The 21459-nt window shown below is 57.6% G+C and carries 21 protein-coding genes and 1 pseudogene; all 22 read left to right on the forward strand.

The window, feature by feature from the left end; all coding sequences use genetic code 11:
- The first annotated feature begins 125 nt into the window (after window positions 1–125).
- Window positions 126–1280, forward strand: coding sequence for a type III secretion system needle length determinant (locus I6L46_RS10520; RefSeq protein ID WP_254203161.1), 1155 nt, complete (start codon window positions 126–128; stop codon window positions 1278–1280).
- Window positions 1277–2203, forward strand: a complete 927-nt coding sequence (gene sctQ / locus I6L46_RS10525; RefSeq protein ID WP_216975385.1) for a type III secretion system cytoplasmic ring protein SctQ — start codon at window positions 1277–1279, stop codon at window positions 2201–2203. The genes I6L46_RS10520 and sctQ overlap by 4 nt, the downstream gene beginning before the upstream one ends.
- Window positions 2200–2853 (forward strand): SctR family type III secretion system export apparatus subunit AscR, encoded by a 654-nt coding sequence (gene ascR / locus I6L46_RS10530; protein WP_005334585.1) that lies wholly within the window; start codon window positions 2200–2202, stop codon window positions 2851–2853. Before sctQ ends, ascR begins: the two co-directional genes overlap by 4 nt.
- Before the next feature lies 1 nt (window position 2854).
- Complete coding sequence (gene ascS, locus I6L46_RS10535; RefSeq protein WP_005334586.1) at window positions 2855–3121, forward strand: SctS family type III secretion system export apparatus subunit AscS; 267 nt, start codon at window positions 2855–2857, stop codon at window positions 3119–3121.
- Entirely contained in the window at window positions 3118–3906 is a 789-nt protein-coding gene (gene ascT, locus I6L46_RS10540; RefSeq protein ID WP_019446797.1) for a SctT family type III secretion system export apparatus subunit AscT, read from the forward strand. The genes ascS and ascT overlap by 4 nt, the downstream gene beginning before the upstream one ends.
- Window positions 3903–4961, forward strand: coding sequence for a SctU family type III secretion system export apparatus subunit AscU (gene ascU, locus I6L46_RS10545; RefSeq protein ID WP_005334588.1), 1059 nt, complete (start codon window positions 3903–3905; stop codon window positions 4959–4961). Before ascT ends, ascU begins: the two co-directional genes overlap by 4 nt.
- A 137-nt stretch (window positions 4962–5098) precedes the next feature.
- Window positions 5099–6049, forward strand: a complete 951-nt coding sequence (locus I6L46_RS10550) for a hypothetical protein (RefSeq protein WP_216975387.1) — start codon at window positions 5099–5101, stop codon at window positions 6047–6049.
- A complete protein-coding gene (locus tag I6L46_RS10555) occupies window positions 6049–6471 on the forward strand; it encodes a hypothetical protein (protein ID WP_216975389.1) in 423 nt (140 codons plus the stop codon). Before I6L46_RS10550 ends, I6L46_RS10555 begins: the two co-directional genes overlap by 1 nt.
- 89 nt (window positions 6472–6560) lie before the next feature.
- A pseudogene (locus I6L46_RS10560) lies at window positions 6561–6713 on the forward strand (substrate-binding domain-containing protein); the annotation flags it as partial.
- A 195-nt stretch (window positions 6714–6908) separates the two neighbouring features.
- Entirely contained in the window at window positions 6909–7172 is a 264-nt protein-coding gene (locus tag I6L46_RS10565) for a hypothetical protein (protein ID WP_151285798.1), read from the forward strand.
- A gap of 557 nt (window positions 7173–7729) precedes the next feature.
- Window positions 7730–9202 (forward strand): hypothetical protein, encoded by a 1473-nt coding sequence (locus I6L46_RS10570; protein WP_216975392.1) that lies wholly within the window; start codon window positions 7730–7732, stop codon window positions 9200–9202.
- Window positions 9203–9337: 135 nt separating this feature from the next.
- Window positions 9338–9853: an AAA family ATPase gene (locus I6L46_RS10575; RefSeq protein ID WP_216975393.1), complete on the forward strand. Its 516-nt coding sequence runs from the start codon at window positions 9338–9340 to the stop codon at window positions 9851–9853.
- An 11-nt stretch (window positions 9854–9864) separates the two neighbouring features.
- Complete coding sequence (locus I6L46_RS10580; protein WP_254203093.1) at window positions 9865–10641, forward strand: phosphotransferase family protein; 777 nt, start codon at window positions 9865–9867, stop codon at window positions 10639–10641.
- Window positions 10642–11176: 535 nt separating this feature from the next.
- Window positions 11177–13087, forward strand: a complete 1911-nt coding sequence (locus I6L46_RS10585; RefSeq protein ID WP_216975395.1) for a fructose-specific PTS transporter subunit EIIC — start codon at window positions 11177–11179, stop codon at window positions 13085–13087.
- A gap of 580 nt (window positions 13088–13667) precedes the next feature.
- Window positions 13668–15074, forward strand: a complete 1407-nt coding sequence (gene uhpT, locus I6L46_RS10590; protein WP_216975397.1) for a hexose-6-phosphate:phosphate antiporter — start codon at window positions 13668–13670, stop codon at window positions 15072–15074.
- A 219-nt stretch (window positions 15075–15293) separates the two neighbouring features.
- Window positions 15294–15599 carry a PTS fructose transporter subunit IIB gene (locus I6L46_RS10595; protein ID WP_216975399.1) on the forward strand — a complete coding sequence of 102 codons (306 nt, stop codon included), beginning with the start codon at window positions 15294–15296 and terminating at the stop codon, window positions 15597–15599.
- Window positions 15599–16366, forward strand: coding sequence for a PTS sugar transporter subunit IIA (locus tag I6L46_RS10600; RefSeq protein WP_216975401.1), 768 nt, complete (start codon window positions 15599–15601; stop codon window positions 16364–16366). Before I6L46_RS10595 ends, I6L46_RS10600 begins: the two co-directional genes overlap by 1 nt.
- A gap of 104 nt (window positions 16367–16470) precedes the next feature.
- Window positions 16471–17385, forward strand: a complete 915-nt coding sequence (gene rluE, locus I6L46_RS10605) for a 23S rRNA pseudouridine(2457) synthase RluE (protein ID WP_254203094.1) — start codon at window positions 16471–16473, stop codon at window positions 17383–17385.
- 18 nt (window positions 17386–17403) lie between these two features.
- Window positions 17404–17895 carry an NUDIX hydrolase gene (locus tag I6L46_RS10610; RefSeq protein ID WP_216975403.1) on the forward strand — a complete coding sequence of 164 codons (492 nt, stop codon included), beginning with the start codon at window positions 17404–17406 and terminating at the stop codon, window positions 17893–17895.
- 318 nt (window positions 17896–18213) lie between these two features.
- Window positions 18214–19320: a tRNA 2-thiouridine(34) synthase MnmA gene (gene mnmA / locus I6L46_RS10615; RefSeq protein ID WP_005353619.1), complete on the forward strand. Its 1107-nt coding sequence runs from the start codon at window positions 18214–18216 to the stop codon at window positions 19318–19320.
- Between the two features lie 23 nt (window positions 19321–19343).
- Window positions 19344–19958 (forward strand): high frequency lysogenization protein HflD, encoded by a 615-nt coding sequence (gene hflD / locus I6L46_RS10620; RefSeq protein ID WP_005334622.1) that lies wholly within the window; start codon window positions 19344–19346, stop codon window positions 19956–19958.
- 129 nt (window positions 19959–20087) lie between these two features.
- Window positions 20088–21458 (forward strand): adenylosuccinate lyase, encoded by a 1371-nt coding sequence (gene purB, locus I6L46_RS10625; RefSeq protein ID WP_216975405.1) that lies wholly within the window; start codon window positions 20088–20090, stop codon window positions 21456–21458.
- Window position 21459 lies beyond the last annotated feature (1 nt).

Genomic DNA, 21459 nt, shown 5'->3' on the forward strand with positions numbered 1-21459 from the left:
CTCAGCCTGACAACAAAGAGATCACATCAAAACAACAGCGGCAGGGGAGCGGGCAAACCAACCCGCAACAGCTAACATTCACGCCCTCTAACGGAGATCAGAGCCAGCGCCTTACTGATGAGCGAGTGGCAGCAACAGATATCTCAGCTAAAGAAAGGCACGACAAACCCACTTTTGCTGCACATTCTGGCGCTGAACTGCTCGACACAAACCCGATAGCGGTAACGGACTACACACCACTCGTGCCACCAACCATTGCACCAATAAATGCAATAACACTGACGCTTGATAAGGCTCGCGCATCTCGTCAACAAACCAAGCACACACAACTCACTGCACAGGACAACGAACAGCGCCACCCCATACTGACGATAACAGCTAATCCGGCCGCACTGAGGCCAACAAATACCCGCAGCGATGTAATTTCGACGCACCTCAACGAGTCTCTGCCGCTCACCGAGGGGGTTGGGAGCAAGCTCACCGCGCAACCGGAGAGCATGCAAAGAGATCCAGAGACAAGCTTGCTTGAAAGCTCTGCCGATTTGGGGCTAACCGCCATTATTACCCAGCCCTATGGTCATGTTACCCAAGCCACGCAGACTGAAAACGAGTGGCTTGAAGAACAGCATCCAGTCATTGAGGCTTATGAGGCAAGCAGCGCCAACCCGTTACACACCCTCGCCAATACCACGCCACATCTACTGCCATTGGCAACGGACAGCGAGGCGATAACTCCCAAACTACCCCCCCCCCAGCCAACTGAGGTCGGTGAACAGGTAGCTCAACTTGACGCAGAAATACCACCGCTGGTGGCACTCAAGCCAGTCACTACAGGTGAAACAGCCCCAAAAAATGAGCTTTTTGCCAACCCGACTATCTGGGGCGCTCCCCTTGCCGTGACCCCAGGGGATCTGCAGCTCGCCCGGCTGGCACCTGCCGAAAATAATCGGGAACTGGGTCAACTGCTGGAGTGGCTGGCAGTGGATATCTATCAGGAGCTGGGCCGCCCGGAGCGTCCGCCGCTGCTGCGCCTGACGTTGCCACAGCTGGGCGATCTCTCCATTCGCATCGCTCACCACCATGGCGAGTTGCAGATCGAGATTCTGGCAACCAGCGAAGGGCAACTGCTACTCAATCAGGGGCGCAGCGATCTGGTCGACCGCCTGCAACGGCTCTATCCCGGCGAGCGGGTCTCCCTCGATCTCTTCGGCCAGCCCGACAGTGAGCAGGGCTCACGCCATAAACGATCCATCTACGAAGAGTGGGATGTCGACGCATGACACCGATTACCCTCACCTCCGCCTCGCTGGCAGAGCTGACTTTACAGCAGACCCTGAGCCAATACCGCCAGCACTTTGGCTGGAGTGGCGGCGAGCTTCTCCTCACCATCGGTTTGCCGCCTGCGACGCTCGATACCCGGCTGCAACTGCAGTGGCAGGGGCTCTCTTTGCCGCTGTTGTGCAACGGCGCAGAGCTGGCGCACTGGCTGGCGCCGGATCTACAACAGGCGGCACTGTTCAGCCTGCCCGAGCCGCTGCAACTGGCACTGATCGAACGGCTGGGACAACCCCTCGGTGGCCTCACCTGCTCGGCGCTGACCCGACCGGAGAGTAACGTTCAGACCGATGAGCCAGCCTTGCAACTGCTGTTACAACGGGAGGGGGCCAGTCTCGCTCTCTGGCTGCCGCAGCCCGAGCCCCTGCTGGCCAGATTGCCACCACGGCCACGGCAGCAGCGGTTGCCGCTGCCCCTCACCCTCTCGCTGCAGTGGGGCGAGATGGGGCTGACCATGGATGAGCTCGTCACCCTCGCTATCGGCGATGTGCTGCTGCCGCCACCCCATCCGCAGCTCGGCCAGCAACTGCTGGTCTGCGTGGAGGGTCGCCCCTTTGCCTACTGCCAACCCCATCAACAACATCTGGAATTGACTGCCATGCATAATACTGCCTCCGCTGAACCCTTCGGCCCGACCGAACTGGATCAACTGCCGATCCAGGTGAGCTTCGAAGTGGGCCGCCAGACCCTGGACTGGCATACCCTCACCAGCCTGCAACCGGGCGCCCTGATCGATCTTGGCACGCCCCTCGATGGCGAAGTGCGCATCATCAGCAACGGCCATTCGCTGGGAACGGGCCGACTGGTGGAGATCCAGGGTCGCCTGGGTGTACGGGTCGAACGCCTCGACAACGAGTCACAGTCATGATCCAGTTGCCAGACGAGCTAAACCTTATCGTCGGGCTGGCCCTGCTGGCCCTGCTCCCCTTTATCGCCGTGATGGCCACCTCCTTCGTCAAGCTGGCGGTGGTCTTCTCGCTGCTGCGCAACGCCCTCGGGGTGCAGCAGATCCCCCCCAACATGGCGATGTACGGGCTGGCGATCATTCTCAGCATCTATGTGATGGCGCCGGTTGGCTTTGCCACCCAGGATTACCTGCGCCAGAACGAGGTGTCGCTGGCGAAAGCCGAATCGGTGGAGAAGTTCCTCGATGAGGGGATTGCCCCCTACCGCGACTTTTTGAAAAAGCAGATCAAACCGCGGGAACACGCCTTCTTTATCGACAGCACCAAGCAGCTCTGGCCCAGCAAATATGCCGACCGGCTGGAGCCAGACAGCCTGCTGATCCTGCTGCCCGCCTTTACCGTGAGCGAGCTGAGCCGCGCCTTCGAAATCGGCTTTCTGATCTACCTGCCCTTTATCGCCATCGACCTCATCATCTCCAACATCTTGCTGGCGATGGGGATGATGATGGTCTCCCCCATGACCATCTCGCTGCCCTTCAAGCTGCTGCTGTTTGTGCTGCTCGATGGCTGGGCCCGCCTGACCCACGGGCTAGTCATCAGTTATGGAGGCTAGCATGAGTCACGCCGATATCCTTCACTTCACCAGCCAGGCGCTCTGGCTGGTGCTGATCCTCTCGATGCCACCTGTGCTGGTGGCGGCGCTGGTGGGCACCCTTGTCTCTTTGCTGCAGGCGTTGACCCAGATCCAGGAGCAGACCCTGGGCTTTGTCGCCAAGCTGATCGCCGTGGTGATCACCCTGTTTGCCACCACCGCCTGGCTGGGGAACGAGCTCTACAGCTTTGCCGACATGGTGTTATTCAAGGTACCGCAGATCCAATGACGCTGGAGAGCCTGCAGGCCCAGATGCTGGCCTATACCCTGCTGCTGCCGCGCTTTATCAGCTGCTTCGTGATGCTGCCGGTGCTGAGCAAACAGATGCTGGGGGGGGCGATGATCCGCAACGGCGTGGTCTGCTCGCTGGCGCTCTACGCCTACCCCACGGTCGCCGACACCTTGCCGGATCAGATCGACGGCATGGCGCTGGCCATGCTGATCGCCAAGGAGGTGCTGCTCGGCCTGCTGATCGGCTTTGTCGCCGCCATCCCCTTCTGGGCCATCGAGGCGAGCGGTTTTCTGATCGACAACCAGCGCGGTGCCGCCATGGGTTCCCTGTTCAACCCGAGTCTCGGCAGCCAGACCAGTCCCACCGGCCTGCTGCTGACCCAGACCCTGATCACCCTCTTCTTTGCCAGCGGCGCCTTTCTCGCCCTGCTGGCCGCCCTGTTCCAGAGCTACATCAGCTGGCCGGTGGCGCACTTTTTCCCCACCATCGACGAGCAGTGGGTCAACTTTTTCTACAGCCAGTTCAGCCATATGTTGCTGCTCTGCGCTTTGCTGGCGGCACCGCTCTTGATCGCCATGTTTCTGGCCGAATTCGGGCTGGCGCTGATCAGCCGCTTCGCCCCCTCCCTCAACGTCTTCGTGCTGGCGATGCCGATAAAAAGCGCCGTCGCCAGCCTGTTGCTGGTCATCTATATCAAGCTGATGATGGATCACGCCTATCAACAGGTGCTGGCGGTGATGGATCCGCTGCAACTGCTGATCCCCATTCTGGAGGCGCGATGAGCGGCGAGAAGACCGAACAACCCACCCCCAAAAAGTTGCGGGATGCCCGCCAGAAGGGGCAAGTGGTCAAGAGCAAGGAGGTGGTCTCCACCGCAATTATCCTCAGTCTGGTGGGCATGCTGATGGCGATGTCCGACTACTACCTCGAACATCTGGGCAAGCTGATGATGATCCCGGAGTCCCACATCAACCTCCCCTTTACCCAGGCGCTCAACCATGTGGTGGAGAACCTGATGCAGGAGATGGCCTATCTCTGCATTCCGCTCCTCGCGGTCGCGGTGCTGGTGGTGCTCGCCTCCCACTTCGCCCAGTACGGTTTTCTGCTGAGTGGCGAGTCCATCAAGCCCGACATCAAAAAGATCAATCCGGTGGAAGGGGCCAAGAAGATCTTCTCCATCAAGAGCCTGATGGAGTTCGTCAAATCCCTGCTCAAGGTGAGTCTCCTGAGCCTCTTGGTGTGGGTCACCATAAAGGGCAATCTGCAGGCGATGCTCCAGTTGCCCGGCTGCGGCATGAGCTGCATCACCCCGGTGCTGGGGGGCATGCTGGGCCAGCTGATGGCGGTTTGCGCCATGGGCTTTGTGGTGATCGCCATCGCTGACTACGCCTTCGAACACTACCAGCACATCAAGCAGCTCAAGATGAGCAAGGACGAGGTGAAGCGGGAGTACAAGGAGATGGAGGGGAGCCCCGAGATCAAGAGCAAGCGCCGCCAGTTCCATCAGGAGTTGCAGTCGAGCAACATGCGCGCCGACGTCAAGCGCTCCTCGGTCATCGTCGCCAACCCGACCCATATCGCTATCGGTATCCGCTACGAGCGGGGAGAAACCCCGCTGCCGGTGGTGACCCTCAAGTTCACCGATGCCCAGGCGCTGCAGGTACGCAAGATTGCCGAAGAGGAGGGGATCCCTGTGCTGCAACGCATTCCACTGGCCCGTGCCCTCTATCGGGATGCCCAGCTCAACAACTACATTCCCGCCGACCAGATTGAGGCAACCGCCGAGGTTCTGCGCTGGCTGGAGCAGTGGCGCCAGAGCGAAGGGCCACAGTGGTAGGGCAGTACGCTGCCCGCCTGGCCAAACAAACTGCGCAACACGCGAAAAACTGACAAATCCCCGACCGCTCCCTGATATAGCGCGCCGTCACGGCTCGGTATCATCCCCTTATCGTCAACCCTGTCGGGAATCACATCATGGCCTTACCAGCAATCGGTGGACACATTCACCTCAACCGCCCAGCATCGCCCCAACAGACAGAGGCCAGCCCGCTGCTGGCCAAGGGTAACAAGCTGTTCGAACAATCCGTCAAGCGCGGCATCGGCCACTTCCAGAGCAGCGATCTCAAGCAGGTCATCAGCGCCCTGCGCCAGTTGCAAAGCGCCCCCGATAGCGGCAAAGCGCAGCGGGTGCAGGATGCGATCCAGCACTGGGAGCAGCACCACCCCAAAGAAGTGGCTGCACGCGGCGCTCGTCTGAATGAACTGAAGCAGGCCCTGGCAGAACAGGGGGCCATCACCAGAGGCGCCCCGCGACATGAACCGAAAGTGATGGCAGGTGGCACCCAGGCCCTGCTGCAAAAGAGCATGGCCGGACTTGAAAAACTGGGCAGCTACGCCTGCACCGACGCCCAGACCTTTGTCCAGCCCAACAACCCGAGCTATCAGAAGATCATCGGCAAACTCAACGCCTTCGGGCAGGATCCCCAGCGCCTGGCAGCCAACCAGCGCGCCAACAACAGCGCCAATATGGCCGCCATCCAGATAACCAGAAACAAGCAGCCACTCTCCTTGCGCACCATGGAAAACATCGCCAAGGCGGTGGATGACGCCAAGGCCGGTTGCTGCTCGACCCTGGCCTATTCGGCGGCGGCCGAACTGCTGCGCCACAACAGTGACCAGCGGATCGAAGTGCTGGCCCATCGTGGTGCACAAGGTCACGCCCAGACCCACTGCTTTGTGGTGATTGGCCGCGCCGAGGGGAGTGAACTCACCAAGCCGGAAAGTTGGGGGCCACACGCCAAGGTAGTCGACCCTTGGGCCGCCACCATAGGGGCGCCACTGGTCGGTACCCCTGCCCGCCCCCCTATCGCCAACCTGTGGCCGCCCACAGAGTCGGTCTTTGATAACACCCATCGGGAGGATTAATGATGTTCCATGCCATGCTATCGACCCTCGTTCGCCAGCTATCCCTGCCGCAGGAGTGCCTGCATGAAGAGGGACTGGATCTGCAGGCGGGCCCATTCAGCCTTCATATTCGCGAGCGGGATCAACTGGTGACCCTGTTTATCCCGCTGGAGGATATCCAGACCCCCTCCCTCGCCGCCATGGCCGACTGGCCTGTGCTGCAACTCAGTAGAGACAGCGAGCAGAGCACCCTGCTCTGGTGTCGCGAGTGGCTGGACAAGCTGGATGTGGATCTTCTGATTGAGCTTGTCAGCCGCATGCTGCATCAGGCCGAAGCCCTGACCCAAGGCACAGCACTAGCAGCTACCGAGCTCATCGAGCCCGCAATCGAACCAGCCATGTCACGCCCGGACTGCGCTATCCCGACGACCATTCGCGGCTGATTTCGGCGTCTGCTCATAAGGGAAAACAGCGCAACCATAACGGGGCCATCACTGATGGCCCCGTTATGTTTTCAAATCCACATCAAGTTGACCTTACACCCGCCCTCACCTTTGTCAGCTCACCGGCCCGCGAAATCGGCCGTCAGGCGGCCAAACGACTGCTGACCCGGATGCAGCAGCCCGAGCTCGCCCCCAACCGCCATATCATCACCCCCAATCTGCAAAAGCGGGAGTCGGCTTGAACTAGCTGGGCAAGCCTGCAGCCGCCATATCATCACCGCTCACCAGCAAACCGCAGAAGCGGGCATCGGCCTGAGCTGGCTGGGCAAGCCTGTAGCAGCGCAAAATGTGAGGCTGTTCACTGCGCCAGCAAGGAGAGATTGAGAGCCAAGTGGAGAAGGATATGATGGGCGTCCACTTTCTTCACGAGCCTCTTTATGAGCAACCCGCACGACCAGAATCCGCCGAGTGAAATCCATCGCTGTGACAAATGCAGGGAACGTACCCGCCATATCGTGGTGCTGGTCGCCCGCGATCACAGCCAGGACATCATGCCCAAGGATCCGCGCAAAACCTTCTGGCAAGCCTTTCGCTCCAGCAGCCTGACCAATGCGGTATTCGGCCAGACCCTCGCCTATCAGGCCACCCATGTAAAACATCTGATCTGCGAACGCTGCGGCGAGAAGTTTCTGGAGTATTGAGTGGTGGTTGTATCCGGCATGAGGTGAAGCTCTGTCTGCGGTCACTGTCCCAAGTGGGCGAATAGCAGCCACTTAATAAGTAATTTATTGATCTCTGGCAGGTTTTTGCCCGACTGCGGTTTCCCCCTACCCCTCTCTCAATTAATATGCCCCACTTGGCAACCACTCTTGCAGAGATAACCCTGTGCAGCCGTTGCGCCAACCACCACATCGCCGGATAACAGCAGCAGGCTGGAGGCTGTAATCCACGGGCGGTAGCGTGGGTTTTGTAGGTTGGCGCAGAGCGAAGCCCCACAAGCGAGATATTTAAAAACATCGCGAACGTCCGATTATGTTGCGCTAATCGAACCTACGGGCTTTCTCGTGTAGTTAGTCCGTTACGCCTTCGGCTCCACTCCCATTTTCAAGCCCTGTAATAGTAGTTTCAAGTCTACTGTAAACCTTATAAAAACTATATTGCTAAAATTCCTGAATAACATTCCAGCACTTAAAACCTATATAAAAATATATCTAAAGACTATATTTTTATATTTCATATTAAAAATAGGAGATGGTTAGTGGGTAGCTATACCAATTTCATGACAGCTGTCATATGCGGAATGATCAAGATCGCGCCTGTGTTTTTTAGCAAAAAAATGAATCTTGCCAGCAAGTTCTACTACGAAACAAAAGAATATCACGCACATAATAAAGAACGTAAAACAAACAACATAATCACTCATTACAGTCTACTCAACCCACAACTAAAATGGAAAGCAAAAGCCATCAGTAGCTTTTGTTCCATCACTCAAGATAACGCAATAAAATTAAAATATTGGAAAGTTAAAAACAATTACTTAGATGACTCCTACGCCAAGAACTCCATGCTTAACAATAGTTTTTTAAATGTAGTTTTTTTTAAAATCGGAAGCACATCAAAAAGATATCATGTTGATGGATATATTCATCATCAAAGTGATTACATAGAAGCTTGCTCGATACAAATAATTCATATAGATGGAGGCTTAGCCTTTTTGGCTCTGTACTGGATATTATCCGACAAAGCTACAGAATTATTAAAAGACATTAATGTGACAGATATTGAACCCGAGCAGATACAATATTTAAGCTGTAACCCATTTAGCGCACAATTCGTAGCTTCAACCGTATCAGATCGATTCAGCTTATCTGAAGAACGTTTATCATCAAGACTTGAATTTTTACATAAAGAAACGCAATTGGCAGAAAGCAAGTTGTACAAGTTTTTTGGTATAAGTCAAACCGAAGTACCTGTATATACAATGGATATCCATATAGATGATATAAATCCATACTTTATTGAAAAAGCACCACCTCCAAAAGAAATATATAATGATAACTGTGACACACACTTTATTAAGAGTTTCGATAGCTTTAACTTATCATTTAAAAGTGATGATTTAAAAAGATGCTTATTCTCCCTTCGTTATTTTAGGCCAAGATCAATCCCTCCTAAAATATCTCATCTATATATTGCATCCCAAACATCTGAAGAAATAGATGAACACCGACTCAATGACTTCTCAGTTCGTTTATTTTCACCAATCAACTCGCATCACATCTATCAATTCTTACATATTTGCGATGCCAGATTTAACCGTCTTGATCAAAAATATTGCCAGTCAATTATAGACACCTATAATGAAAGCCCTGATAAAAGCTACAATCACATTTATGATTCATACGTTGAAGTATTGAAGATAGAGGAGTTACTTACTGCTATAATCGCAACAAAACTTGATTTCATGCATTACAAGGATGATGACACGTTGGACTATGATCTGTTTTTTAAAAAGGCTAATTCATACTTGAATAATGTTCGTAAAATCAAGGCAAACCTAGAATTAAAAAAGCAAGCATCCAATGAAAAAGTACAATCTGCAAATTTATCATATCAAAAGAGAATGTCTTGGTTCGTCGCCATTCTAGCAATCATACAAATATGGCTGGCAGTTACCTTCCAACAAATTTCAAACTTCATCAATTGGATTTTATCGTTTGAAATTTCTTAGTCATAAACGAAAAATGAAATGATGACATTAACTGTACAGCCCGTAGGTTCGAATAGCGAAGCGTATTCGGACATTGGCGTTATCACCTCTACTTTCCAGCCTCCAAATATCTGTTCCAGAAAAGAGCACTCATAGATGAAACGAATTCTGATTATTGGCAACTCGGGGTCGGGCAAGAGCTGGTTGGCTGCTCGATTGGCTGAGCAGTTAACTATCCGCGAGGTCAATCTGGACACCATTGTCTGGCAACCGGGCGGCTTTAACCAAAAACGGCCCCAGCATGAGATTGATCATGCCATTCAAACCCTTGCTCAAGAGCCCTCATGGGTGGTTGAAGGGGTATTTGGTGCCCTGGCCGAGCAACTGATTGATGCCGCCGATACCCTGCTTTTTCTGGATCTCGACTGGTCAGTATGCCGTGATTCACTGCTATCGCGCGGATCACAAAGCGCCAGGCAAGGGGATGCAGTGGCAGCCGAAGATAACTTTCAACAACTGCTGGTGTGGGCATCGGAATATGGGCAGCGAGCCGGCAAAAGCTCCCGCCAATTCCATCAAGAGCTGTTTGATCGATTCCCAAACGACAAGCACCGTTTCACGACTCGCACAGAGGTAAATAGCTATCTCACGCAACTGACCACTCATAGCTAACGGGGTAGAGGATGACGCAACAGGAGCTGGCGAAAATGGGGGGCGCTTCGGTAAATATCCAGCTGCTGGATGGCAAGCCCTGTATCAGAAAAAGCGGCGCATCGCCTGTCGAGCGCCATTTCTACCAACGCGCCGCACTGCATTTGAGCGGGCTCAATACTCCTGCCCTGCTCAAGGTCGAAGGGGAGACCCTGTTCCTTGAGCAGATCCCTCATCCGGTCACGCTCACGCAGCTGCACCACAACGAACAGACCTTTGCTCAGCTGGCCAGCCTGCATAACGCCAACTATCAGCCCGACTTTGCGGTGAAAACTCACGGCTGGTCGCTCGTCGACACCAACGAGGCGCTCTCTGTACTCTGCCTGCCGGAAGCGGTAAACGAGAAGATCCACCATATCCAGCAACTTGGTCACGAACTATTCGAGGAGTCATACCTGATTTCGGGAGATAGCAACGAGGGAAACTGGGGCACCCGCGACAATGGTGAGCTGGTGTTGTTTGACTGGGAGCGATTTGGTTATGGTAGTCCGGCCATCGATCTGGCCCCGCTGGTGCCGCGGATGGGTTCGCTGGCTGAATATGAAACCATCATTGAACGCTATCTGCGCCACAGTTCGCTGCTCTCTGGCGACCGGTTGCTCCGCCATCTCGTCATGGCCAAGTGCTGGCTGATTATTGAGGTCACCAATCTGCTGACCAGAAGAGAGAAGCCGCAGGCACAGCAATATCTGGAGTGGTATCGGCAACAAGTTCCCAACTGGCTGGGGTCGGTGGCGCATATGGTGTAATCCGCAGGTTCGAATAGCGCAGCGTATTCGAACGTTCGTGTTATCACCTCTCTCTTTTCGGCCATCCCTCTCTTGCCACCACACTTTCTTCCCAAACAACGCCCCTCTGCGCTCGCCCAGCCAATTCGATTGGCCTCCGCCATCAGGCGCATAAAAATCCTAATCCGCCCGACGAAATGGCGACTTTTTGTGAGAAGGGTCACATCTGATAACGCCTTAAAACCACATATAAATCCAGACCCTGCTGGTGATTAATTTATTGACATGACGCATTACAAACCTGGCTACGAGACCAACCACAATCCATTTATTTGTTTTTAAAGACAAAATTAGCAATAACCTGAAAATGGTGAGTCCTGCCTGAAAATGGGATCTTCATCACATCGCGTTTTAGTGCGCACAAAAATCCAGTGATTAGCACATTTGTCCGATAGGGATGGGGCGAGCGAGCCACGATAATGAACAGGTCATTTTTATCCAGTACGTCGATACGTACTCACGCATAGCTTCCGTCACCGGAAGCGGGGAGAGCGCCATGATCACCACCTTGATCAATGAACATCTGATCAATCTCGATTTGAAAGCGACGCGTAAGGAAGAGGTCTTCACCGAGATGGCCCGCCTGCTGGCGTCGCAAGGCAAGGTCAGCGACGAGCAGGCCTTTATCAAGGATCTGTGGGCCCGCGAAGAGCTGGGCAACACCGGCTTTGAAGAGGGCGTGGCCCTGCCCCACGCCAAGAGTGCAGCGGTATGCAACCCGGCGGTCGCCATCGGCATCAGCCGCAACGGCATCGACTACGGCGCCGAAGATGGCAAGCCGTCCCATATTTTCTTTATGATCGCCTCCCCCGATGGCGGCGCCAACCACCATATCGAGGTGCTGGCCGAGCTCTCCGGCAAGCTGATCGAAGAGGGCTTTATCGCCAAACTGCTGGCGGCAAAAACCCCGGCCGATGCGCTGGCGCTGCTGCTGACCAAGAAAGAGGAGCAGAGCGCGGCCCCGACCACCAGCAAAGGCTTTATTATCGGTGTCACCGGCTGCCCGGCCGGTATCGCCCACACCTATCTGGCGGCCGAGTCGCTGGAGCGCGCCGCCAAGGAGCTGGGTTATGAGGTGAAGGTGGAGACCAACGGCTCCATCGGTGTCAAGAACAGCCCGACCGCAGACGAGATTGCCCGCGCCACCGCCATCGTGGTCGCCTGTGACAAGCAGGTGGACATGGCCCGCTTCGCTGGCAAGCCGCTCATCAAGACCGGCGTAAAAGCCCCCATCAAGGATGGCAAGGGTCTGATTGAGCAGGCGCTGAAAGCCCCCGCCTATGTGGCTGACAAGGATGAGAAGAAGGGTGACGAGAAGCGCGCCAGCGGCGGCAGCTCGGATCTCTATCGCTACCTGATGAACGGCGTATCGCACATGATCCCGTTCGTGGTGACCGGTGGTCTGCTTATCGCCCTGTCACTGGCCATCGGCGGCAACCCGACTCCGAGCGGCATGCAGATCCCGGAAGGGAGCATGTGGAACCAGATCCTCAACGTGGGCGTGGCCGCCTTCACCCTGATGATCCCCATTCTGGCGGGCTATATCGCCTACGCCATCGGTGACCGTCCGGCACTGGCGCCGGGCTTTATCGGCGGCTGGATCGCCAACAACGGCAGCTTCTACGGCGCTGATGCCGGGACCGGCTTTATCGGTGCCATCATCGCGGGCCTGTTGGTCGGTTATCTGGTGCGCTGGATTGCCACCCGTCAGTACCACAAGATGGTGCAACCGCTAGTGCCGATCCTGATCGCCCCCATCATCGGGTCGCTCTTTATCGCTGCGGTCTTTATCTTCATCATCGGCGCCCCGATTGCCGACATGATGACCGGCCTCAACGCCATGCTGCTCTCCATGAGCGGTGGCAGTCTGGTGCTGCTGGGTATCGTGCTGGGTGGTATGGCTGGTTTTGATATGGGTGGCCCGGTCAACAAGGTGGCCTTCCTCTTCTCCGTCGGCATGATCGCCTCCGGTCAGACCCAGTTTATGGGTGCCATGGCCTGCGCCATCCCGGCTGCGCCCCTTGGCATGTCGCTGGCTACCGTGCTCGGTCGCAAGCTCGGCATCTTTGACGAGTCCGAGATCGAAGCAGGCAAAGCCGCCGGTGCCATGGGTCTGGTGGGTATCTCCGAAGGGGCGATTCCGTTCGCCGCCCGTGACCCGCTGGCCGTGATTCCGGCCAACGTGCTGGGCAGCATGACCGCCGCTGTGATGGCCTTCCTGTTCGGCATCACCAACAGTGTTGCCCACGGTGGCCCCATCGTGGCCCTGCTGGGGGCGGTCAACAAGCCGCTGCTGGCCCTGCTCTGCATGATCTGCGGTGCCATCGTCACCGGCGTGGTCGCGGTTGCCCTGAAAAAGCTGCGGGTAAAAAAGAGTGACGAGGTAACCCTGGCCAAGGCGGCCTGAGTCCCCCCTCACCATCGAGGCTCCTAAACCATAAAAGAGGCCACCCCACGGGGTGGCCTCTTGTTTTTTGGGGATGGCTGGCGGGCCGTATTTCCCAATATCTCCCCCCGAGAAATAGTGGTCGATAAGCACTCTTCCCTCATCTCTCCCTTCACCTCTCTCCTTGCCTTTCCCTTGCTCCCTTCTGGCCTATCCATCCCACCAGCCCAGCCCTCGCACAAAGCGCCAAACTGGCTGAAATGGCAGCAATCCGGCGTCAGCGGTGTGATGTTTCTCACGCTTTGTCCGCGAAAGCGCAAAAACTAGGAAAATTTCCTAGTCCCGCTAGGGATGGCTCTCAAGCCATTTTTTGCCCCTCTTATTAGAGTCACCCCACCTGATGTCGTGACCCGCACCGCGACGGGCAATGCGCCCCGTCATCCCGTGCCGGGCCCGGGTTTATATGGATGGAGCGTCGAGCGCAGCAACGGCTGACAGCCCCGACGTTCCGTTCCCCCTTCCGTGGCGTGACCTCGAACAACCTATCTACAAATGAGGGGCGCGGCGGAAATACCGTCTATCTCGCAGAGGATGAACGAAGATGTTGAAATTGCTCCAACAGGTCAGGATCCCCACCCTGGACCTGCCGGTCGAAGCCCGGCGCAAGCTCTGGTTCAAGCCGTTTATGCAATCTTATCTGGTTGTATTTATTGGCTATTTGACCATGTATCTGATCCGCAAGAACTTCAACATTGCGCAAAATGACATGATCCAGGAGTACGGTCTCTCCATGACCGAGCTTGGCATGATCGGCCTTGGCTTCTCCATCACCTACGGGGTGGGCAAGACCATCGTCTCCTACTACGCCGATGGCAAGAACACCAAGCAGTTCCTGCCGCTGATGCTGATCCTCTCCGCGCTCTGCATGCTGGGCTTCAGTGCCAGCATGGGCGGCACCGGTTTCAGCCTCTACTTCATGATCTTCTTCTACGCCCTGAGCGGTTTCTTCCAGAGCTGTGGTGGCTCCTGCAGTTACTCCACCATCACCAAGTGGACCCCTCGCAACAAGCGCGGCACCTATCTGGGTATGTGGAACCTCTCTCACAACGTGGGCGGTGCCGGTGCGGCCGGAGTGGCGCTGTTCGGTGCCAACTACCTGTTCGATGGCAACGTGCTCGGCATGTTTATCTTCCCCTCCATCATCGCGCTGATCGTCGGTTTTATCGGCCTGCGCTTTGGTAGCGATTCGCCGGAAGCCTATGGCCTTGGCAAGGTGGAAGAGCTGTTTGACGAAGTGGCGAGCGAAGAGGATATCGCTACCGAAGAGCAGCAGCTGACCAAGTGGCAGATCTTCGTGAAGTACGTGTTGCTGAACAAGGTGATCTGGCTGCTCTGCTTTGCCAACATCTTCCTCTACGTGGTGCGTATCGGTATCGACCAGTGGTCTACCGTCTATGCCCACCAGGAGCTTGGCTTCTCCAAAGACGTGGCTATTCAGGGCTTTACCTTCTTCGAAGTGGGCGCATTGGTCGGCACCCTGATGTGGGGTTACCTCTCCGATCTGGCCAACGGTCGTCGTGGTCTGGTTGCCTGCGTGGCGCTGGCGCTGATTATCGCCACCCTGGGTCTCTACCAGCATGCGACCACCCAGTTTATGTTCCTGGGCTCCCTGTTCACCCTGGGCTTCCTGGTGTTTGGTCCGCAACTGCTGATCGGCGTCGCCGCCGTGGGCTTCGTCCCCAAGCAGGGCATCAGCGTGGCCGATGGCGTCAAGGGCACCTTTGCCTACCTCATCGGTGACAGCTTCGCCAAACTGGGTCTGGGCATGATCGCTGATGGCACCCCCATCTTTGGCTTGACCGGCTGGACCGGCACCTTCGCCGCGCTGGATATCGCAGCCGCCGCCTGTCTGGTACTGATGGGTTGTGTCGCGGTCGCCGAAGAGCGCAAGATCCGCCGCATCAAGCGCGAACTGAAAGCCGCCGAACTGGCCGCCCAGACCGCCTGATAGCCATAACAACAGACGCAGATTGTTCAGGGCCACCCACCGGGGTGGCCCTTGTTGTTTGAAGCAACTAGACACCCGACTGGCCCGGCATGAACCTGCACTGCCGTTCAAGGGGCAGGCATATCCCCATCAAGATCCCACTTTTCATATGGACTTTTGGTAAAAGCCCCCCACTGGCGCTATCTTGTTGCTCCCCCTTGTCAGCATCACAGAGAGCAGATGAAGATCGTTGCCGTCACCGCTTGCCCGACCGGTATTGCCCATACCTATATGGCTGCCGATGCCCTGCAAAAAGCCGCCACTGGGCAGGGACTCAAGATCAAGGTCGAGACTCAGGGCGCCATGGGCATGGAGAACATGCTGACCGCCCGCGATATTGCCAGCGCCGACCTGGTGCTGATTGCCTCCGATATCGAGATTGAGCAGAAAGAGCGCTTCCTCGGCTGCACCATCCATCAGGTGAGACTGGAAACCGTGCTGCTGGATGCCAACGCCGTACTCAAGGCCCTGCCGATCCCGGTCTGATGCTGACCCGCGAGATCACCTTCTACTGCCAGCAGGGGTTGAGCATCACCCAGGCCAAGCAGTTGAACCGGCTGGCGGGGATGTTCAAATCCACCATCCGCTGTGCCAACCTCACCCGGCGCCAGACCGTTGCCGCCAGCAACCAGCTCTCCCTGTTGACCCTCGCCACCCAGCCCGGCGATCTCTGCCAGTTGCAAATTGAAGGGTGCGATGCCGAGCTGGCCCACATGGCCTTCACCTGCTGGTGCGGGGAACTGGGTCAACCACTGGTGCGCCCGCGCACCGCCGCACTGGCGGAGTTGCGACTGGCCAACGCGCTGCCCGACTACCATTTTGCCCTGCGCCAGCTGGCCCACAGCCCCGAACCGCTGACCAAAGCCGAGGCCCTCGAGCATCTAATCGATCTGCTCCCCGCCGAGCTGGTCAGCAACAGAGCCGCGCTGGAGGAGGCGATCAGTCGGCGCGAGCAGGTCTCGGCCACCATCATCCGCCCCGGCCTTGCCATGCCCCATGTATTGAGTGAAGGGATCAGCCAGCCAGCGCTGACCCTGCTCAATTGCAAGGAGCCCATTGAGTGGGGCTCTCAAATCGGGCCGGTGCAGACCATTATTCTGCTGGCGGTGCCGATTGGTAGCGGACGGGAGACCCTGCGCCCCCTTACCCGACTGGCACAGGCGATGATCGACGATGTCGTCAGCCACGCCCTGCTGTTGGCGGGCTCGACCCCCGCCCGTCAGGCTATCGTGATCGAGAGCCTGCTGAGCTAGGCGAATTGGCTCTGGGCGCTGCTTGCTGTAACGCCAGCCATTCATCCTGCCCTCAGCACCCTGTGGTACACTCGCTGCCATCGTCTGTCTGAAGTGTGTATCCGATGAAATCTCCCCGCTCCCGTCTCTCTGTCAGCCGTGCGCCGCTCGATAACGCCCCGCGCACGGCGGCCAAACCAGCCGCACCCCGCCATGCATCCCCCCGCAAACCGGAGCTGGCCCCAGCGGATCGCAAATTGCTCCTGCTGAACAAGCCCTACATGGTGCTCTGCCAGTTCACCGACGAGGCGGGCCGCGAGACCCTCAAGGATTACATCAAAGAGCCCGGCATCTATGCCGCAGGGCGGCTCGATCGCGACAGCGAGGGACTGTTGCTACTCACCAACGACGGCAAGCTGCAGGCGCGCCTCACCCAGCCGGGGGAGAAGACCCCCAAGACCTACTGGGTGCAGGTAGAAGGCATCCCGAGCGAGGAGCAACTGGCCGCCCTGCGCGCCGGTGTGGAGCTCAACGACGGCATGACCCTGCCTGCCGGGGCCCGCATCATGGATGAACCTGCGGTGTGGCCGCGCAATCCGCCGATCCGCGAGCGCAAGGAGATCCCCACCAGCTGGCTGGAGATCAAGATTATCGAGGGGCGCAACCGCCAGGTACGGCGGATGACCGCCCATATCGGCCACCCCACCCTGCGCCTTATTCGCTATGCCATCGGTGACTGGACCCTCGATGGACTGGCCCCCGGCGAGAGCCGCGCCCTGCCCGCTCCCGAGCTGGCGCCGAGCTCCAACAGCCGCCCGCGTCCCTCCTCATCCCGTTCAGGCGCTCATACCGCCAAACCGGCCAAACCGGCCAAACCGGCAGGGGAGGCACCACGGCGGGCCAGCCCAGCCGAGACGGGACGAACGCCCCCGCAGCACTCACCCAACCGAGCGCGCAGCCACGAACCCGACCCGCGGCAAACCCCGCAGCAGCGGGCGAGGAACAGCACGCAGACCCGCCCGTACGGGCAATCCCAATAGCAGCGACAAGGAGTCATGATGAGCAATCAGGCAGAGCAATCGGCCACCAGCCACGCCCGCATGGAGGCGCGCCTGACGGTAGCAGCCCTGGTGCAGTGGCAGGGACGCTTTCTGGTAGTGGAAGAGGAGATTAAAGGCCAGCGCCGCTTCAACCAGCCCGCCGGCCATGTGGAGCCGGGGGAAAACCTGCTCGAAGCGGCTTGCCGCGAGCTCAAAGAGGAGACGGGGCTGACCGCCACGCCGACCGCCTGGCTTGGCACCTATCTGTTCAAACCGGCCGACAGCGAGGCCACCTATGTGCGCACCGCCATCATCTTCGACCTTGAAAAAGCGCCCGGCCAGCACCATCCAGAGGATCCTGACGGCGATGTGCTGGCTTGTCACTGGCTTACGCTGGAAGAAATAGCAGAATGCAAACCGGCTCTGCGCAGCCCCCTGGTATGGCAATGCATTCAGGATTATCTGGTGGGGACACGGCTGCCGCTGTCGGCACTCAAGGCCTTTATTTGAGAACCTGTCCACGCTCTTACTGCGAGGCCGTGATCAAGGCTCATGTGCTGCTCGCTTGTTTGCAATCAGGAAAGCTCACGTATATACATACGCTCCGGTTCCTGCGCTGCTCTTTACCTTGCTGACGGCCTCTCGTGACAGATCGTGAACAGGCTATCCGATATCGTTTGGCACCATTTTTTCATCATGGTGCTGACAAACAGAAAAACGATTTCCTGCTATCAGGCTCCTGATGGGAACTGCGGCATGGATATGTGACCGGGGGCGCAAAACTCTGGTAGAATACGCCCCGTTTAAACGAACTGGTAACTTCGACTAATGACAGACAACAGCCAAATCAAGGTGATCGTCGGCATGTCCGGCGGCGTGGATTCTTCCGTCTCGGCCTACCTGCTCCAGCAGCAGGGCTATCAGGTCGAAGGCTTGTTCATGAAGAACTGGGAAGAAGACGACACGGACGAGTACTGCTCTGCCGCCCAGGATTTGGCTGATGCCAAGGCCGTCTGCGACAAGCTGGGGATGAAACTCCACACCATCAACTTCGCGGCCGAGTACTGGGACAATGTGTTCGAGCACTTCCTCGAAGAGTACAAGGCTGGCCGCACGCCGAACCCGGATATCCTGTGCAACAAGGAGATCAAGTTCAAGGCGTTCCTCGAATTTGCCGCCGAAGAGCTGGGTGCCACCTACATCGCCACCGGCCACTATGTGCGCCGTGACGACAGCACCGGCCGCCCGCGCCTGCTGCGCGGTCTCGATACCAACAAGGATCAGAGCTACTTCCTCTATACCCTGAGCGAGAAGCAAGTGGGTCAGAGCCTGTTCCCGGTTGGCGATCTGGAGAAGCCGGAGGTGCGCCGCATCGCCGAGCAGCTGGATCTCATCACCGCCAAGAAGAAAGACTCCACCGGTATCTGCTTTATCGGCGAGCGCAAGTTCAAGGACTTCCTGGCCAAGTTCCTGCCCGCCCAGCCCGGTAAAATCGAGACCGTGGATGGCAAGGTGATCGGCGAGCATCAGGGTCTGATGTATCACACCCTGGGCCAGCGCAAGGGGCTCGGTATCGGTGGTCGCAAAGATGCCACCGAAGAGGCCTGGTATGTGGTCGACAAAGAGGTCGAACGCAACGTGCTTGTGGTGGCGCAGGGCGAGCATCCCCGCCTCTACTCCGATGGCCTCATCGCCAGCCAGCTGCACTGGGTGGATCGCACCCCGATCCGCGAGCCGCGTCGCTGCACCGTCAAGACCCGCTACCGCCAGCAGGATATCCCCTGCCTGATCCAGCCCATCGACGACGAGACCATCCGGGTCATCTTCGACGAGAAGCAGGCTGCAGTGACCCCGGGCCAGTCCGCCGTCTTCTACGACGGGGAAGTGTGTCTGGGCGGCGGCATCATCGAACAACGTTTCAGCCATCCGGTTTGAATCCTTAACAGAAGGCAGCAGACGTGAGCGATAAATTCCAAGACAGAACAATGGCCTTTGCCGGCATCTGCCAGGCCGCGTATCTGGTGCAGAAGGTGGCCCGAGACGGCAGCTGTGACGAGGCGGCCCTGCGCGAGAGCCTCTCCAGCATTCTGGTGACCAACCCGAGCCAGCCGCTCGAGGTGTTCAACAACACCCATCTGGCCATACGCGACGGCTACCGTGCGCTGGTCGAGCAGCTGGGTGCCGACGGCAGCCAGAAGAATGCCGAGCTGACCCGCTACGTGGTGAGCCTGATTGCACTGGAGCGCAAGCTGGCCAAGCGCAAGGACATTCTCAATATGCTGGGTGAGCGGATCAGCCAGATTGGTCGCCAGCAACAGCACTTCGATCTGCTCGACGAGCAGATTTTGGCCAACATGGCGAGCATCTACAGCGATCTTATCAGCCCCATCGGGCCGCGCATTCAGGTGGCAGGCACCCCGCTGTTCCTGCAGCAACCGCTGGTGCAGCACAAAGTGCGCGCCCTGCTGCTGGCTGGCATTCGTGCCTGCGTGCTGTGGCGTCAGCTCGGTGGCAGCCGCACCCAGATCATCTTCGCTCGCAAGAAGATGGTGGAACTGGCCAAACGTTACTAATCATCGGCTCGCGCGCGGGCAACCGAGGTCGACATCAGGGTGAACAGCCGCACCTCCGCCCTGACGACGACTCAGCCCCACGCGCGAGTGGATACGGATCCCCCACACAAATCATCAGGAGTTCACCCCATGGAGCTGTCCGCGCTGACTGCTGTTTCCCCGATTGACGGTCGTTATGGCGACAAGGCCGATGCCCTGCGCCCTATCTTCTCCGAATTCGGCCTGCTGCGTTTTCGCGTTGAAGTCGAGGTTCGCTGGTTGCAGAAACTGGCCAGCCACGCCGGGATCCCGGAAGTCCCAGCCCTGAGCGCGGCCGCCAACGCCCTGCTCGACGGCATCGTCAGCAACTTCAACGAGAGTGACGCCGCCCGTATCAAACAGATCGAGCGCACCACCAACCATGATGTGAAAGCGGTGGAGTACTTCCTCAAAGAGAAAGTCGAAGTGAACCCGGAGCTGGCGGCTGTCAGCGAGTTCATCCACTTCGCCTGTACCTCGGAAGACATCAACAACAACTCCCACGGTCTGATGCTGAAAACCGCTCGCGAAGAGGTCATCAAGCCTTATTGCGAAAAGCTGATCAGCGAGCTCAAGCGTCTGGCTCACGAGTACCGTGACATGCCGCTGCTCTCCCGCACCCACGGTCAGCCGGCAACCCCGAGCACCATGGGCAAGGAGATGGCCAACGTCGCCTACCGTCTGGAGCGCCAGTTCAAGCAGATCATGGCGGTGGAGATCCTCGGCAAAATCAACGGTGCGGTCGGCAACTACAACGCCCACCTTAGCGCCTACCCGAATGTGGACTGGCACCAGTTCTCCGAGGAGTTTGTGACTTCCCTCGGCCTGACCTGGAACCCCTACACCACCCAGATCGAGCCGCACGACTACATCGCCGAGCTGTTCGACGCCATGGCCCGCTTCAACACCATCCTGATCGACTTCGACCGCGATGTGTGGGGTTACATCTCCCTAGGCCACTTCAAGCAGCGCACCATCGCGGGGGAAATCGGCTCCTCCACCATGCCGCACAAGGTCAACCCCATCGACTTCGAGAACTCCGAAGGCAATCTGGGTCTGGCCAACGCCGTGTTCCAGCATCTGGCGAGCAAGCTGCCTATCTCCCGCTGGCAGCGTGATCTGACCGACTCGACCGTACTGCGCAACCTGGGTGTGGCGGTGGGTTACTCCCTGATTGCCTATCAGGCGACCCTCAAGGGCATCTCCAAGCTGGAAGCCAACGACGCCGCCATGGCCGCCGATCTGGATGCCAACTGGGAAGTGCTGGCCGAGCCGATCCAGACCGTGATGCGCCGCTACGGTATCGAGAAGCCCTACGAGAAGCTCAAGGAGCTGACCCGTGGTCGCCGCGTCGATGCTGAAGGGATGCGTACCTTTATCGACACCCTGGCGCTGCCGGAAGCGGTCAAGGTTGAGCTAAAGAAGCTGACCCCGGCCAACTACATCGGTGACGCCCAGCGTCTGGTTGATCTGCTGAAATAAG

The sequence above is a fragment of the Aeromonas sp. FDAARGOS 1416 genome, from assembly GCF_019048085.1.
GTDB classification, from domain to species: Bacteria; Pseudomonadota; Gammaproteobacteria; order Enterobacterales; family Aeromonadaceae; genus Aeromonas; species Aeromonas veronii.